The 14,427-nt window shown below is 63.5% G+C and carries 11 protein-coding genes; 2 read left to right on the top strand and 9 right to left on the bottom strand.

Features of this window, described 5'->3' with window-relative positions; all coding sequences use genetic code 11:
• Positions 1-3: 3 nt before the first annotated feature.
• The 9 genes from N687_RS0102265 to N687_RS0102225 all read right to left on the bottom strand — a co-directional run bounded on the left by N687_RS0102265 (position 4) and on the right by N687_RS0102225 (position 11,262).
• Positions 4-2,037 carry a hydantoinase/oxoprolinase family protein gene (locus N687_RS0102265; RefSeq protein ID WP_029420314.1) on the bottom strand — a complete coding sequence of 678 codons (2,034 nt, stop codon included), beginning with the start codon at positions 2,035-2,037 and terminating at the stop codon, positions 4-6.
• Positions 2,028-3,059, bottom strand: a complete 1,032-nt coding sequence (locus N687_RS0102260; RefSeq protein ID WP_197029193.1) for an oligopeptide/dipeptide ABC transporter ATP-binding protein — start codon at positions 3,057-3,059, stop codon at positions 2,028-2,030. Before N687_RS0102260 ends, N687_RS0102265 begins: the two co-directional genes overlap by 10 nt.
• Positions 3,034-4,056 (bottom strand): ABC transporter ATP-binding protein, encoded by a 1,023-nt coding sequence (locus N687_RS0102255; RefSeq protein WP_051662879.1) that lies wholly within the window; start codon positions 4,054-4,056, stop codon positions 3,034-3,036. The genes N687_RS0102260 and N687_RS0102255 overlap by 26 nt, the downstream gene beginning before the upstream one ends.
• Positions 4,056-4,910, bottom strand: coding sequence for an ABC transporter permease (locus tag N687_RS0102250; protein WP_051662878.1), 855 nt, complete (start codon positions 4,908-4,910; stop codon positions 4,056-4,058). The genes N687_RS0102255 and N687_RS0102250 overlap by 1 nt, the downstream gene beginning before the upstream one ends.
• Positions 4,907-5,926: an ABC transporter permease gene (locus N687_RS0102245; protein WP_029420310.1), complete on the bottom strand. Its 1,020-nt coding sequence runs from the start codon at positions 5,924-5,926 to the stop codon at positions 4,907-4,909. The genes N687_RS0102250 and N687_RS0102245 overlap by 4 nt, the downstream gene beginning before the upstream one ends.
• Positions 5,927-5,983: 57 nt before the next feature.
• Positions 5,984-7,561, bottom strand: coding sequence for an ABC transporter substrate-binding protein (locus N687_RS0102240; protein ID WP_029420309.1), 1,578 nt, complete (start codon positions 7,559-7,561; stop codon positions 5,984-5,986).
• 16 nt (positions 7,562-7,577) lie between these two features.
• Positions 7,578-8,633, bottom strand: coding sequence for a DUF917 domain-containing protein (locus tag N687_RS0102235; RefSeq protein ID WP_035462022.1), 1,056 nt, complete (start codon positions 8,631-8,633; stop codon positions 7,578-7,580).
• Between the two features lie 140 nt (positions 8,634-8,773).
• Positions 8,774-10,267: a PucR family transcriptional regulator gene (locus N687_RS0102230; RefSeq protein WP_029420307.1), complete on the bottom strand. Its 1,494-nt coding sequence runs from the start codon at positions 10,265-10,267 to the stop codon at positions 8,774-8,776.
• 68 nt (positions 10,268-10,335) lie between these two features.
• Positions 10,336-11,262, bottom strand: coding sequence for a phosphotransferase (locus tag N687_RS0102225; protein ID WP_029420306.1), 927 nt, complete (start codon positions 11,260-11,262; stop codon positions 10,336-10,338).
• Positions 11,263-11,548: 286 nt separating this feature from the next.
• Between N687_RS0102225 and N687_RS0102220 the strand changes: the two genes are divergently transcribed.
• Both N687_RS0102220 and N687_RS0102215 read left to right on the top strand, forming a co-directional pair.
• Positions 11,549-13,069, top strand: a complete 1,521-nt coding sequence (locus N687_RS0102220) for an aldehyde dehydrogenase family protein (RefSeq protein WP_029420305.1) — start codon at positions 11,549-11,551, stop codon at positions 13,067-13,069.
• Between the two features lie 78 nt (positions 13,070-13,147).
• Positions 13,148-14,353, top strand: coding sequence for an iron-containing alcohol dehydrogenase (locus tag N687_RS0102215; protein WP_029420304.1), 1,206 nt, complete (start codon positions 13,148-13,150; stop codon positions 14,351-14,353).
• Positions 14,354-14,427 lie beyond the last annotated feature (74 nt).

Here is a 14,427-nt window from a genome sequence, read left to right as displayed (position 1 = left end):
CACTCACCCCCCGACCTGGATGATCATGTTGGCGTATGCGTCGACGGTCAAAACGGCCTCCGGCGGCACATAGGTGGTGGTGGTCTCCTCCTCCACCACCGCCGGTCCGGTCACCACGGCCCCGGCCGCCAATGCCTCCCGCCGATATACGGGCGCCTTCCGCCACCCGTCATGGGTCAGCACCTGGCGCATCCCAATGGCGGCGGCGCCGGCTTGTTCCTGTCCCCGGGGTTGTACCTTGGCGCCAAACGTACCGGACTCGCTTGTCTCGTCCTGGTCGGTGACGACCACGTGGACCCCGGTCACCTCCAATGGTGCATCGAGCGTAAACCCGTACTTTTCTCGATGCGCCTTGGTGAACCGCATGTGTACGAGGTCCGCGTCATCCGCTTCCACGGTGAGCGACCGGGCCTGTCCCACGTAGCGAACCTCAAGATACACCCGGGCATGTCCAGCACGTCTGCCCATGGACTGGATCTTGGAGACCGCGTCGTCGCGCAGCGCGGCACACACGGACTCCACCTCTGCTCGTCCCTCCGGCCACGGGGCGTTCACCGTCTTCATTCGGTCCACCTGGTACGGCGCATGAATCATGCCCCACGCCGCAAACACGCCGGCGGCAGGCGGAATGACGACCCTCCGGATGCGAAGTTCCCTGGCCAGCGCCACGGCGTGCAACGGCGCGCTTCCGCCATACGCAATCAGGTCGTAGTCCCGCGGATCCTTCCCCCGCGCCACCGTGGCCAAATGGACCACGCGGGCCATTTTGGCCTCCGCCACTCGCAGGACTCCGCGTACGACGTCTTCCAGCGGCATGCGCAGGCGCTCCGCCAAGGGAGCAAATGCCGCACGAGCCCGATCGCGGTCGAGTCTCAGGCCGCTGGCCAACACCTCGGGCAGGCGTCCGGCGAGGAAGTTCGCGTCGGTGATGGTGGGCAAGCGGCCCCCGCGCCCGTAACACGCGGGCCCGGGCATGGCACCAGCGCTGTCTGGGCCGACCTGAATCGCCCCGTCCTCGCTGACGCGGACGATGCTGCCGCCCCCCGCCCCAATCTCCTTGATGTCGAGGGAGGGGACCAGCAGCGGATACCCGCCCGACCTTGGCCCCGGCTCCAGGATGTACTCCTGCACCCGTTCCGGCTCCCCGTCTTCCACCAACGCGGCCTTGGCGGTCGTCCCACCCACGTCGAGTGCGATGAAGTTTTGGATCCCGCACCAACGGGCCACCCGGCGCGCCCCGGTGACCCCGGCGGCCGGCCCAGATTCAATCAGGTCGATGGGCCACCGGCTGGCTTCCTGGAAGGTGGTGCGGCCCCCGCTGGACAACATCATGGTTAAGGGACGGCTTCGGCCGATGTCCCGGGCTGTCAAACCGTTCGCAAGCCGCTGCAGATAATCTGCCACGGAGGGACCGACGTAGGCGCAGCATACCGTCGTGTTGGTCCGTTCGTATTCTCGCCACAGTTCAACCTGGGAGGAACAGGCCACGAACACACCCGGCAGGTGTTCCCGAATGTACTCCATACACTGCAGTTCATGAGCAGGGTTTCGATACGCGTGCAGAAAGGCGATGGCCACCGCCTCATACCGGCCTTCCCGCAAATGGTCCACCACCTCGGACAGCTCCGCCACGTTGAGTGGCCGGATCACCTCCCCCCTGGGCCCAATCCGCTCGTCCACCTCGTACCGGTCCTTTCTCTCCACAAAGGGCTTCGGCTTCCGGTAACGCAGGTTGTACAGGTCGGGCCGGTTGGTCCGTTGAATGTCCAGGTTGTCCCGGAAGCCCTTCGTGGTGATCAGGGCCGTCTTCGCCCCTTTTCGCTCCAGCAGATGATTGATCACCACCGTCGACCCGTGAATGAACGCCACAGTCCCGGGGTCTTGCAGGCGCGGGCGCACCTCGTCCACCGCCGCCAGCACACCGTCCTCGAACCTTCCCGGCGTACTCGGGCACTTCACCGTCCTCGTGGCACCCGTTTGCTCGTCAAACAGAACCAGGTCTGTGAACGTTCCTCCCACATCCACCGCTAGTCGCACGTCGGATACCTCCTCTCTCGTTCGGCTGCTGGCTCCGGTACGGCGGCCATTCCTTCACGGTCCAACGGGAAATGGCACGCCACGCGTTGGGCGCCGAACTGCACCCACGGCGGTTCCTCCATGCGGCACACGTCGCCAGCCAGGGGACAGCGGGGATGAAAACGACACCCTCGTCCCGCCGCGTCTTCCCCAGACACGGGGTGTCGCAGCACCACCGGTTCCCACGGGACCCTGGGATCCGGGTCGGGCACCGCACTCAACAGCGCTCTTGTGTACGGATGACGGGGATTCTGGAACAGTTCGTCCACTGGCCCCTCTTCCACAATCCGCCCACGGTACATCACCGCCACACGATCGCACAAGTGCGCGATCACGTTCAGGTCGTGCGAGATCAGCAAATACCCGATTCCCCGCTCCCTGCGAAGGTCGACGAACAAATTCAGGATCTGCGCCTGCACGGACACGTCCAGGGCCGAGGTCGGTTCGTCGAGAATGAAGAAGTCCGGGGAAGACGCCAATGCCCGCGCAATCGCCACCCGTTGCCGTTGCCCGCCCGACAGCTCGTGCGGGAACCGGGTGCCCGCGTCTTTGTCGAGTCCCACACGCCGCAGAAGCTCGTCAGCCACCGATCTCCGCTTTGCGGCAGGCACGTCAGTCAGTCCAGACAAGACTTCCATCACGCTCTGCACCACGGGTTGGCGTGGGTCGAGGAATCCCGACGCGTCCTGAAATACCATTTGGATCCGCCGGCGCAGCGACTTCGGCCAGTCGCGGGCGGGAAGCGGGCCGCCGAACAGCCGGACATCCCCCGCCGTGGGCTTTTGCAACCCTGTGAGCACGCGGGCCAAGGTGGTCTTTCCCGACCCAGACTCACCGGCAATGCCGAGCGTCTCGCCGGGCTGGATGGACAGGCTGACGCCATCCAGTGCAACGACGCGTTGGCGTCTGCCCATTCCGCGCCCCTTGGAAACGAACTCCACCCGCACGTCCTTCAACTCAACCATGGCTGGCGATTTCAACACCGCAGTCCTCCCATCGAAAGCACGCCACCTGGTGCTCTTCCACCCCCGGTACTGCCGTCAGCGCAGGTTGTCGTAGCCAGCACTCGTCACCCGCCACCGGGCAGCGTCCGGCAAAAGCGCACCGTTCCGCATCGGAATGGCTGCCTGCGGGCGGGGACGCCGCAGACGCGGCCGATGCGCCGTGCCCCCAGGTCGCCAGGGCCTGACCCCGATTGGACCAACGGGGGATGGATTGAATCAGCATGCGGGTGTACGGGTGGCGGGGATTCACCAGCACGTCGCTGGTTCGCCCGGATTCCACGACCCTTCCGCGGTACATCACGTACACGCGCTGGGTCATGTGCGCCACCAGTCCCATGTTGTGCGTGATCAGGAGCATGGCCAGCCCCTCCTCTTGCTGCAGCCGCTTGAGCAACAGAAGAATGCCAGCCTGCACGGTGACGTCGAGAGCCGTCGTGGGCTCGTCCGCGATCAGGAGCCGCGGCCGTCCTGCCAGCGCCATGGCGATCAAAACGCGTTGCCGTTGTCCCCCCGACAGCTCGAACGGGTAGCGGTAAAACAACCGTTCCGGATCCGGAAGCTCCACCCGTTGCAACAGCTCGAGACTACGTTGGACAGCCTCCCGTTTCCCGACCTTGTGGTGTGTGCGCACCAGATCGGTCAGCACCTTGCCGATGCGAAACACCGGGTTCAGCGATGTACTCGGGTCTTGAAAGACCATACCGATCTCGCGTCCGCGCAGGCGCTCCAACTCCGGTGCGGAGAGTTTCGACAACTCCACCCCGCGAAACCGGACCGACCCTGTGTTCAGCCGAATGGCGGGAGAGGGGAACAGGCGGGTGACCGCGAGCGACGTCAGCGTCTTTCCCGACCCGGTCTCGCCGACCACGCCCACGGACTCCCCTTCTTCCACGTGAAGGTGTGCGACATCCACCAGATTGCGCCACCCGCCCAGCGTCTTCACATCGATTCGAATGTCATTCATGTCGAGCAACATCAGCGGTAAGCCCCTCTCTGGCGCGGGTCCAGGACATCGCGCAAACCGTCCCCCACCATGTTCAAGGCGCCTGCCGCCACGAGAATCGCCAGTCCCGGAAACGTCACGTACCACCAGTCGGACAGGATGTAGGACCGGCCTTGGGACACCAGCAGTCCCCATTCCGCACTCGGCGGCTGGGCGCCCATGCCCAGGAAGCTCAACCCTGCCAGCGTGAGGATGACAGAACCGAGGTCCATCGACGCTTGCACAATGATGGGCGTGAGCGCATTGGGCAGGACGTGCCGCGTGACAATCGCGGCTCTCGGTTGACCCGCCAGTATCGCCGCTTCCACAAATCCGGCTGTGCGCACGACGGCCACCTGGGATCGAACCAGGCGCGTGTACCAGGGCCACCAGGACAGCGCGATCGCGAGAATGGCGTTGGTCAGGCTCGGTCCGAGCAAGGCAGAGATGGCAACCGCCAACAACAAGGCGGGAAAACTTAACACAACGTCGGTGAAGCGCATGATCACCTCATCCACCCAGCCGCCGGCATAGCCCGCCACCAACCCCAGCGGAACACCGATGCACAGCGCGCACACAATCGCAATCAAGCCCGCCGAGAGGGAGATTCTTCCGCCAAACAAAACCAGAGACAGCAGGTCCCGCCCCACAGAATCAGTGCCAAACGGGTGCCTGGCCGACGGCGGCTGGAACGCCTCTGCAGAGTGCGCCTGTCCGTGTGCATCTCCCGGGTAAGGGGCCAACCAAGGGGCGAAGAGCGCCGCCAGCGCCATCGCCAGGATGACCAGCAGGGCGGCGAACGCCAGCCTGTTGTTGCGGACGAAAGCCAGAGCGCGCCTTCCCGTCATCCGGTCCACCTCACTCTCGGGTCAAGCAGCGAGATACAGACGTCCACCACGAGGTTCAGAAACACATACGCCATCCCCGTCAGCAGGGTGATCCCCATGATCGCCGGGTAGTCGTTGGTGACGAGCGCGTTCGCCGTGTAGTTGCCCAACCCCGGCCAACTGAACACAGACTCTATCAGGAACGTGCCGGTCAGCGCGTACGCCATCGACAGGGCGATCACGGTCAATGTCGCGGGCATCGCGTTTATCAGCGCGTAGCGAAACGCGATGGTACGCGACGGCATGCCCAGCGAGCGCAGCACGCGCACGTGGTCCTGGGAGAGCACATCCAGCATGACGGCGCGGACCATCCGCACCACCAAGCCAAACGGGTACGCCGCCAGGGTCAGCGCCGGCAGGATCAGATGCGCCGCAGCATCTGAAAAGGCACTCCAGTTTCCTTGCAGGGCGCTGTCGACCAGGTAAAATCCCGTGATCGACTGAATGGGATTGAGCGCCTGCGTGAGATCGGACACCCGTCCCGCCACCGGCAACAGGTGAAGGACGCCGACGAACAGGAGTTGCAGGAGAAATCCCAGCCAGAAGCTCGGGAACGAGACCCCCGCCACCGCGAACAGGCGTCCCAATCCGTCGGCGAGTCCGCCGGGGCGCATGGCGCCCCACACGCCGATGGGAATCCCGAGCGCGAGGGCGATCACCAGACTGCACACCATCAGTTCCAGGCTGGCCGGGAGGGCGTTCAGAACGTCCTGGCTGACGGCGTGATGCGTGTCAATCGACACCCCGAGGTCTCCGTGCACCAGGCCCGCCATGTACTTTGCGTACTGAACCCACAAGGGCTTGTCCAGGCCCAACTCGATGCGCGCCTGCGCGATCTCCTGCGGCGTGGCCCGAGGACCTGCGAATCGGGCCGCCGGGTCAGCCGGAACCACTCTCGCGATAAAGAAGGTGATGACAGACAGGCCAAACATCACCACCACGCTCAACAGCAGTCGACGCCCGATGTATGCAAGCACGCACGCCTCCCTCCCTTCCGGGGGATTCGCCTTGATCTATCCACTGTGCGCATGCGCTCACTGTGGACGCACGTCGTACCAGAACACCACGTTCGGATAGCTCGGGTTGTCCACGAATCCCTGCATGGACGAGCTCACGGCACGCACGTAGTCCTCATCAAAAATCCAAATGGCTGGGTTGTCCTTCACCAGCATCGACTGCGCCTGAGCGAACAGCTGCTCCGCAGCAGTCCGGTCCACGCCCGCCTTGACGTTGCCGTCGTCGATCAACTTGTCATACTGTGGATTCTTGTAGTACGACAGGTTGAAGTTCACGGTCTTCTCCGAGTGGAACAGATTGTACAAGAAGCTGTACGGGTTGGAATAATCGGGCCACCAGTACATCAAAAAGATGTCCTGCCGCTGCTGTGGATCCGAAGCTTTCGCCAAGTTCCACTGGGCGTCCCACGGCATCGACCGCACTTCCAGATTGACCCCGATCTGCTGCAGACTGGCCTTGTACAGCGAGGCGATCTGTTCCTCATTGGCGTCGCCCGCAGTGTAGGTGAGCGTGAGCGACAGCTTGCCGGGCTGAATACCGGCGTCCGCCAGCAGCTTCTTGGCGGTGTCGAGATCGTAGTGATGCACCGGCAAATTGCCGTCGTGCCCCCACAGCCCGTCCGGGATGGGACCCACGCTTTGGCGGGCCTGGTTTTGCATGACGTCTTTGATCACCTGGTCGTACGGAAACGCGTCGCTCAAGGCCTCGCGCACTTTCGGGTCGTTGAGCGGCTTCTTTTCCGTGTTGAAGAAGGCAATCAGATTTTGGAACGACGGGGTGCGGACGATCCGCACGTTGTGGTCGTTGGCGAGGGCGTCCAACTGTTGCACCGGCAGCATGTCCACATAGGTCAGGGTGCCGGACTTGACCATTTGCGCTTTCGTGTTGGCATCACTCACCGTCTCGAACACGACCTTGTCGTAGTGGGGCCCGTTCCACCCTCCCCAGTAGTCGGGAAATTTCTGCAGCACCAACGGCTTGTCCGCCGACCAACTCTGCAGCATGTACGGGCCTGTCCCAGCCTCGTGTCCGCTCGCAAACCAGTTGTCACCGTTTTTCTTCAGCACGTCCGTGTCAAAAATGAAGGCGGCGTACGGCGAACTGGCGATGAGATCGATGGGGGCGGGGTATTTCAGCACGAACTTGACCGTTTGCGGGTCAGGTGTCTCGATGGACTTGACGGCATCCCAGATGTACGCGGCTCCCTTTCCGCGGTGGATGGTTCTCTCAATCGAGTTTTTCACGTCCGCGGATGTCATCAACTTCCCGTCGTGGAAGTGCACGTTGTTCCGCAAGTGGAACGTCCACGTCAGGTTGTCCTTCGATTTCTCATACGACGTCGCCAGTACCGGAATGAATTTGTCCGCCCTGGGGTCGTAGCGGAGCAGGGTTTCGTACATATTGTTCATCGCGACGACTTCATTGGAAAAACTGTCCGAGGGATCCCAGAAAATCATTACTTGGCTGGTCGCCCCGTAAACCGCGGTGTGGTTGGCAGCCTGTTGATTTTGGCCCGACTGCGGGGCCGCACCACAAGCGGTGACGACCAGCGCGGCGATCCCAGCGAGCGCAAGTGTGGCAATGTTTTTTCTCACGTTCGTCCCTCACTTCTCAATCATATCCATCGAGCCATTCGTAGCCGAACGTCGCCGGCCCCACGCGCCGTCTGCGACGGTCCTCCTGCCAGATCCGCGGGGCAGGCATCGTGACGACTGCGATCTCCATGCCGTACGCCAGTTCGGACGGTGTAATGGGCTGCAATTGCGAAAGGTCGATCACGCTGATGATGTCGGGTACCGTCGCGATCGATTGGCCGTCCCGGCTGAGCAAGAGAAACTCGTTTTGAAAGTCCAACCGGATGTGCGACCAGTTTGGATACGTAGTCTCCAGGGTGCACATGCCGTACGGATAGTGGCCCTGGAACTGTTTTACACACTCAGAAACCTTGCCCACAAACAGCTCACACGCCGTCCACTCTTGCAGTGATTCATACAGAGAATAGATGTCGCTAGAGTGTTCCAGCGCCACGCCAATTCGATGGGCCGTGGTGAAAGACCCAAGGTTCAACCGCTGGCCATGCACCCTTGGCAGCAGAGGACCGATGGCGACAGCCGCCACCCCGCCAAAGTGGCGTGTCATCAACTCCGCGATCTTGTCCACGTACTCCCCGTCCTCGCCGGGGATGACCAACGTGTGTCCGACCGCGTCGGCGAATGCCACGAACTGGCGTCCCGAATGTTCTGGCAGAAACCACGAAGACATCGACAACAGCGGGAAGGCTCGTCCCATGGTGTCCGCGTCCAGCAGAGGCAGCCGCATCCGGGCCGCCGCCACCACTGCAAACATGCCGTTGGAACCCCCGATTTCGAGCGCTCCGACGGCCCTGCAGTCCCCGTCCACGTAGGGCGCGAGGCAGTCCACAGCACGCAACAGCTCATCGCCCGAGGGGAGCTTCTCCTCATCGATGTTTGGCGCACCAATCATTCCGACCACCACCGCTGGACCGGACAATTCTTCGTAATCCAGCAGGCGCACCGGCCCGCAGGTGTCCAGGGCATGTCGAGCCAAGTACATCCCGAGCCTCGGTGATCCACCTCCCCCGCATCCGAGGAATGCGGCGCCGAGCGCCAGTGCCCACATGTCGGCAGAGCGCAAGCATTGCATCATATTGCATTCTCCTATTATTTTTATGCGGTCCGTTAAGAAACCCAATTGACAACATGCCCAAAAATGAGAGAAGTATTGTGCGGATCGCACAAAGCCGGCGCAACAGGTGCGCCCGAGCTCGGCGCAGAGAGCCTGTCGATTCAACCAGACCGCCGAGGGTTGGGGTCAAGCGGAAACCCGTGGGTTCGGAAAGTCAGAATCGCGAGATGAACCAGCCAGGTCCTCTCCGAATCGTCCAACCTGAACCCGAGAAGCCGCTCGATCTGATCCAGGCGATAGCGCAGGGAATTGCGGTGCAAGTTCAGGGCTCGCGCCGTTTCCACCAGTTTGCGGTTGCATTGAAAAAACGCGGACAACGTTCGGAAGAACTCCGTGTGATGGACGCGGTCACTCTCGATGATCGGTTGCAAGAGTTGTTGTGCCAACGACATGGCAAACGGAGAGGTCAGGAGTGCATAAAAGAGGCGGTCACCGCTGATGTGGGCGTACTGCATGACGGAATCCGGCCTGTCCAGCGCCCGCCCCACCACGGCCGCCTCCAAAGCCTCTTGGAACAAGCGTCCCCCTTCCTGCAACGGCCGTTCACTGCTGAGGCCAATGATGATGTCGGGTGCCGCCCACTGCTCGACCAGCGTGCGAAGGCCCGCCGCCCGTGTACAGTCTGCCCCCGCTTGGCGATGGGTCCGGTGTTGGACCAGAACCACGGGGTGACCTTGATAATACCCGGCCAAGTTGGGGATCCCCAGGATTCGGCACCGCTGTTCCGCTTCCACCAACCGGTCGTGCAATCGCAAGGGGCTCTCCAACGAATGATCGAAACGCTGCAGAAAGACCACGGCCTGCGTCATCGCGGTCGCATCCAGGCGCGCCTGGTGGGCCACCCTCAGACGAACCTCCACATCCGCCCGGTCGTCCAACAATACCTGCAGGAGGTCCGCCTGGTAGTGGGTCTTCACCTGCACCCTGGCGACGTCCGCATAGTGTATGGCCGCAGCCAAGTGGCCTATCCACCGCAACACCTGATCGGTGACCCGTTCGGCAATCCCCCGCTCAACCAGATATCCTGCCGTGTTCCGGGCGACGGTGACCCGGTGCGACGCTGCATCAGAAACGGGCTGCACCTTCCATTCCAACCGCAGGCCCATGCGATTGCCGACCTGCTCCAAAAACTCGTTGACCGACGCACATTCTGAAGCTAATTCGGCAACCGCCCGCATATCGTCTCGCAGCCGTTTCAGCGCGTCCATCTCGTCGCTCGCATACCGCTGCAACCCTGACGTCCATACGCGCGACAGCTCCTCCACGGGGCAGATCAGCAGGTTTGTGCCGAGGCGCTGACATACGGCCACTAGATGGGAGGGCGCTCGCAGCCCGGGTTCCGTCTCAGACTTGGAAACGACAAGGGCGACTCCGGCCGCTCCATCCCGTGACGCCCTTCTGACCAAGCTTTCCAATGCGGGATCATAGAGGGATTTCTTCCATGGGAAGAAGTACAGTACAGACGGTTTCCACTCGTGTGGCACATCGAGACAGAATTCCAGTTGTTCGACGGACACATCCGGGCACATGACGCCCTCGGTCCGCACCACACGCCAGTCCTCCACCGCCAAGAGATCCTTCAGGTGCACTGCCACAGTTCATCACCCCTCTCGTCGCCTTGGAATGCCACGGTGACCTGGGGGCCGTGGATCCTGGCTGCCCTTCACTCCGCCAGGCTCCACGCGATGCCCCGCATGGCCTCTTCCGCCTGCCGCTCGTCGCCGATGTCGACGGCGTACTCGAGGATGAGCACGGACGCGTACAGCGCCCGGAACCGCGCAAGACGGCACACCATGTCCGGCACCGGTCCATAGACCCGCCAGAACGCCTCTCGCGCCTGGGGCGGCAGGAAACTGTACACCACGGTCAGGTCGATGGCCGGGTGGCCGATGTGCGCGTCTCCCCAGTCGATCACGCCGCACAACGCCCCTGTTTCATCCACGAGGAAGTTGCGGAAATTCAGGTCCCCGTGCACCACCGCCATGGGGCCGGTGCCAGCAGCATCCCCCCAGCTGGCTGCGGACGCCGCCATCTCGAGCACCGGGGCAACATCCGTCAGGACGCCCTTCTCATGCAGGGTCTGTGCCCGCGCCGCCAACTGCGGTGCCCGCCGGGCGACGTCCAGGCGGCCGATGGCGTCCGAGTCCGCGATGCCCCAGCGGATCGCATCCGAAACCGGAACCTGGTGGAGCGCGCGGAGAAAGCGAGCCCACCGACCGGCACTGGCCGCCCGCTGCTCCTCCGTCGGACGAGCCTCATGGGGAGGCCGTCCGGGCAGCTTGTCGTATCCGAAAAACGCAAATGGAAATCCATCGCCGGGCGTGCCGAGAAAGCGCGGATTCGGTATCGCGGCCGGCAATCGCTCCGCCAGATGCGGCAGGATGCCCAGTTCCCTCCGGAGGAGGTCCACGGCCACCGCACGCCTGGGAAACCGAAACACGTATCTTTCGTTGACCTCGAACAAGGTGTTGTCCCATCCCTCGTTCCACCAGCGAACGTCCGCCGGGGCCAGTTCCGGGAACTGCCGTTCGATGACAACGCGCGCCTGCTCCCGCGTGATGGAGATGTCCGCCGCCCAGATCCGATTCATTCACGCTCCACCCCTTCTCGGCCCGCTCCCCGTCACGCGCGAATCTGCATGCGCTGCCATGATGAAGGCCATCCCCTATTTTACTCCCGCAGGCAAGCACGCTTGAGCCGGAGGTAGAAACGGAAAGCCTCTGTGAAATCTCGTTTCGATCACGCTGCCATTCCGACCAACCGGTTGGTACCGATTCAAAAATCTGCTATGATATGAGTAGGTACATGTGAATCTTCCGTAGTTTCGTAACAGGAATGCTCCTGGGTTCGGATTCTGGTCCTTGGGAGGGGATTGTATGGCAGTCGCACATTCGATTCCGGAGTTCGGTCTGTTCGTGGACGGACGGTGGACCGCCGCGGACAGCGGCGAGTCGTACACCGTGATCAACCCGGCCACGGCAACGCCGGCCGCAGTCGTGGCGAAGGGCGGCCTCACGGACGTGGAGAAAGCGGTGACATCTGCGCGCCGGGCGTTCGAAAGCGGTGTGTGGTCTCGCGCCACACCGGCGGAACGTGCGCAGGTGTTGAACCGGTTCGCCCAGCGGATCGCCGAGCACGCGGCGGAGCTGGCCTACCTGGAGGTCATCTCGTCCGGCGCCACCATCCGCCGGGTCGCGGCCTCGGACATTTTGCAGATCGTCGATCTGCTGCAACAGACCGCGCAATTTGCCCTGGAGTACCCGTACGTCGAAACGCTGCCCGTGCGGCCGTTCCCGGCGCCGAGTCACAATCAGGTGTGGCGCGAACCCGTGGGCGTCTGCGCCGCCATCACGGCGTGGAACTTCCCGCTCATCCTGGCCATGTGGAAGTTGGCCCCCGCCTTGGCGATGGGCAATTCCGTCGTGATGAAACCAGCGTCCAACACACCCCTGTCGACGCTCAAACTGGCCGAGCTGGCGGTAGAGGCGGGCCTGCCACCCGGGGTCTTCAACGTGATCGCGGGACCGGGAGCCACGGTCGGCGAGGCGCTTGTACAGCATCCTGAGGTGGACAAGGTCGCTTTCACGGGTTCGACGGAAGTGGGGCGGCGCATCATGCAGCTGGCCGCCCAGTCGGTGAAACGGGTCACGCTGGAGCTGGGCGGCAAGTCCCCTGCCATCGTGCTCCCCGACGCGGACCTGGAGCTGGCCGTCCCGGGCCTCCTGTTCGGCGTCTTCCTGCACTCCGGCCAGATCTGCGAGTGCGGCACGCGCGCATTTGTCCACCGGTCCATTTACGGCGAGGTGTTGGAGCGGCTCGCAGGGCTGACCTCGCGCATTCGGCTCGGCAATCCGCTCGACGAGGCCACAGGAATGGGGCCCGTCGCGTCCGAGGCACAGCTGAAGACGGTGCTGGCCTACATCGAAGCTGGCAAGCGGGATGGCGCCCGGCTCGTCTGTGGCGGACGGAGGGCCACCGGCGGGGCGTTGGACGCGGGCTATTTCGTCGAACCGACCATATTCGCCGATGTGGACAACCGGATGACCATCGCGCAGGAGGAGATCTTCGGCCCGGTGCTGTCGGTCATTCCGTACGACGACGTGGCGGACGCGGTGCGCCTCGCCAACGACACCATCTACGGCCTGGCCGCCGGCGTCTGGACGCGCGACCTCAACCGAGCTTACCGCATCGCCCGCGATCTGAAGGCCGGCACGGTGTGGATCAACGACTGGCACATGTTCCGCAGCGACGCGCCCTTCGGCGGATATAAACAGAGCGGGTTCGGCCGCGAGATCGGCCGGTACGCGCTCGACGAGTACACCCAGCTCAAGCACGTGCACGCCTCCCTCGTGCACGAGCCGGGCAACCGACCCTGGTACGGCATCCTGTTGTCGTGACCGCGAGACGATCGCGCAGGTGAAGCGCCATCAGATGAAGCCGCCATCGCTTATCAAACGGAAAGGGTGGGCTGTGAGATGCCATATGTGACCTCGTTGTTCCAGTTTTCCGTGCGGACGAGTGTGACGAGCGGAGCGGGATCGCGCGCGCTGCTGCCAGAGACGGTGCGCGGGCTCGGTGGGCGCCGCGCCGTACTGTTCACCGACAAAGGTCTCACCAACGCCGGCATCACGGAGAAGGTGGCAGAGCTGTTCCGGGTGATGCCGGGCCCCGTCCAGTTGGTGGGGGTCTTCGACGAGATTGAACAGGACGCCAAGGCCAGCATCATCAACCGCGCGGCCCGCTTTTACAAGGAGTGTGCCGGGGACAGCCTGGTCGCGCTCGGCGGCGGCAGCGTCCTGGACACGGTCAAAGGCGTGAAGTGGATGCTCCACAAGGGCCTCACGGACATCCGCGAGGGTCTGACGGGCAACGTGATCGAGACCTGGCCGAAGGCCCAGTACATCCCCATCCCGCACGTGGCCCTGCCGACGACGGCGGGGACCGGCGCCGAGGTCTCGCCCATCGCCGTGGTCTTCCATGATGAACTGCAGGTCAAAGTGAACCTTATCCACCCGTTCGTCAACGCCGATGTGGCCCTGCTCGATCCGGAGCTGACCGTCGGCCTCCCGCCGCGGGTGACGGCCTTCACGGGATTCGACGCCCTGACCCACGCCATCGAAGGGTACTTCTCCCCGCAGGCCAATCCGATGGCGGACGCATACGCCCTGCACGCGGTACGCCTGATCCTGGAGAACCTCCCCACCGCCGTGCACCGCGGGGAGGATCTCTCCGCCCGGGCGAACATGTTGGTCGCGAGTACCCTGGCTATCACGGCGTTCAGCATGGCCCTCAACGCCATCCCGGTGCACAACATGGCGCACGCGTTCGGCGCCCGGTTCGGCATCCCCCACGGCCTGGCGAACGCGGTCCTGTTGCCGAACGTCATGGCCGCACTGCCACCGTTCTATTTGCCTCGCATTCAGAGCTTCGCGCGCGACGCCGGCTTCACGGAGGTGCCGGCGGATGCCGAGGGGTGCTTGGCGCACGTGATCGAACGGATCCGCGCGTTGCGTGAGGCGGTGGGACTACCGGAGACCTTCGCGGAGTTTCACATCCCGGAGGAGGCGCTGGCGCATATCGTGGACCTGGTGCACGCCGATCCGGCGGGGGTGACCTTCCGTCTGCCCGACGCGGTCATTACTCGTGTGGCACGCGAAGTCGTCCCTGCGGAAGTGAAGTGACAAAACGCCACGCACGTACAGGTCCTCTCTCCGCGACCTCCCCCCACCCCCGGGGGGAGGTCGCCGGCAAACCG

The sequence above is a fragment of the Alicyclobacillus macrosporangiidus CPP55 genome (assembly GCF_000702485.1).
GTDB lineage: Bacteria > Bacillota > Bacilli > Alicyclobacillales > Alicyclobacillaceae > Alicyclobacillus_H > Alicyclobacillus_H macrosporangiidus_B.
This window is presented reverse-complemented; position numbering and strand designations above follow the sequence as displayed.

Bases quoted from the DNA above. Each gene is read 5' to 3' on its own strand.
- N687_RS0102255 (WP_051662879.1), bottom strand. From the start codon at position 4,056: ATGTTGCTCGACATGAATGACATTCGAATCGATGTGAAGACGCTGGGC.
- N687_RS0102250 (WP_051662878.1), bottom strand. From the start codon at position 4,910: ATGACGGGAAGGCGCGCTCTGGCTTTCGTCCGCAACAACAGGCTGGCG.
- N687_RS0102235 (WP_035462022.1), bottom strand. From the start codon at position 8,633: ATGATGCAATGCTTGCGCTCTGCCGACATGTGGGCACTGGCGCTCGGC.
- N687_RS0102225 (WP_029420306.1), bottom strand. From the start codon at position 11,262: ATGAATCGGATCTGGGCGGCGGACATCTCCATCACGCGGGAGCAGGCG.
- N687_RS0102220 (WP_029420305.1), top strand. From the start codon at position 11,549: ATGGCAGTCGCACATTCGATTCCGGAGTTCGGTCTGTTCGTGGACGGA.
- N687_RS0102215 (WP_029420304.1), top strand. From the start codon at position 13,148: ATGCCATATGTGACCTCGTTGTTCCAGTTTTCCGTGCGGACGAGTGTG.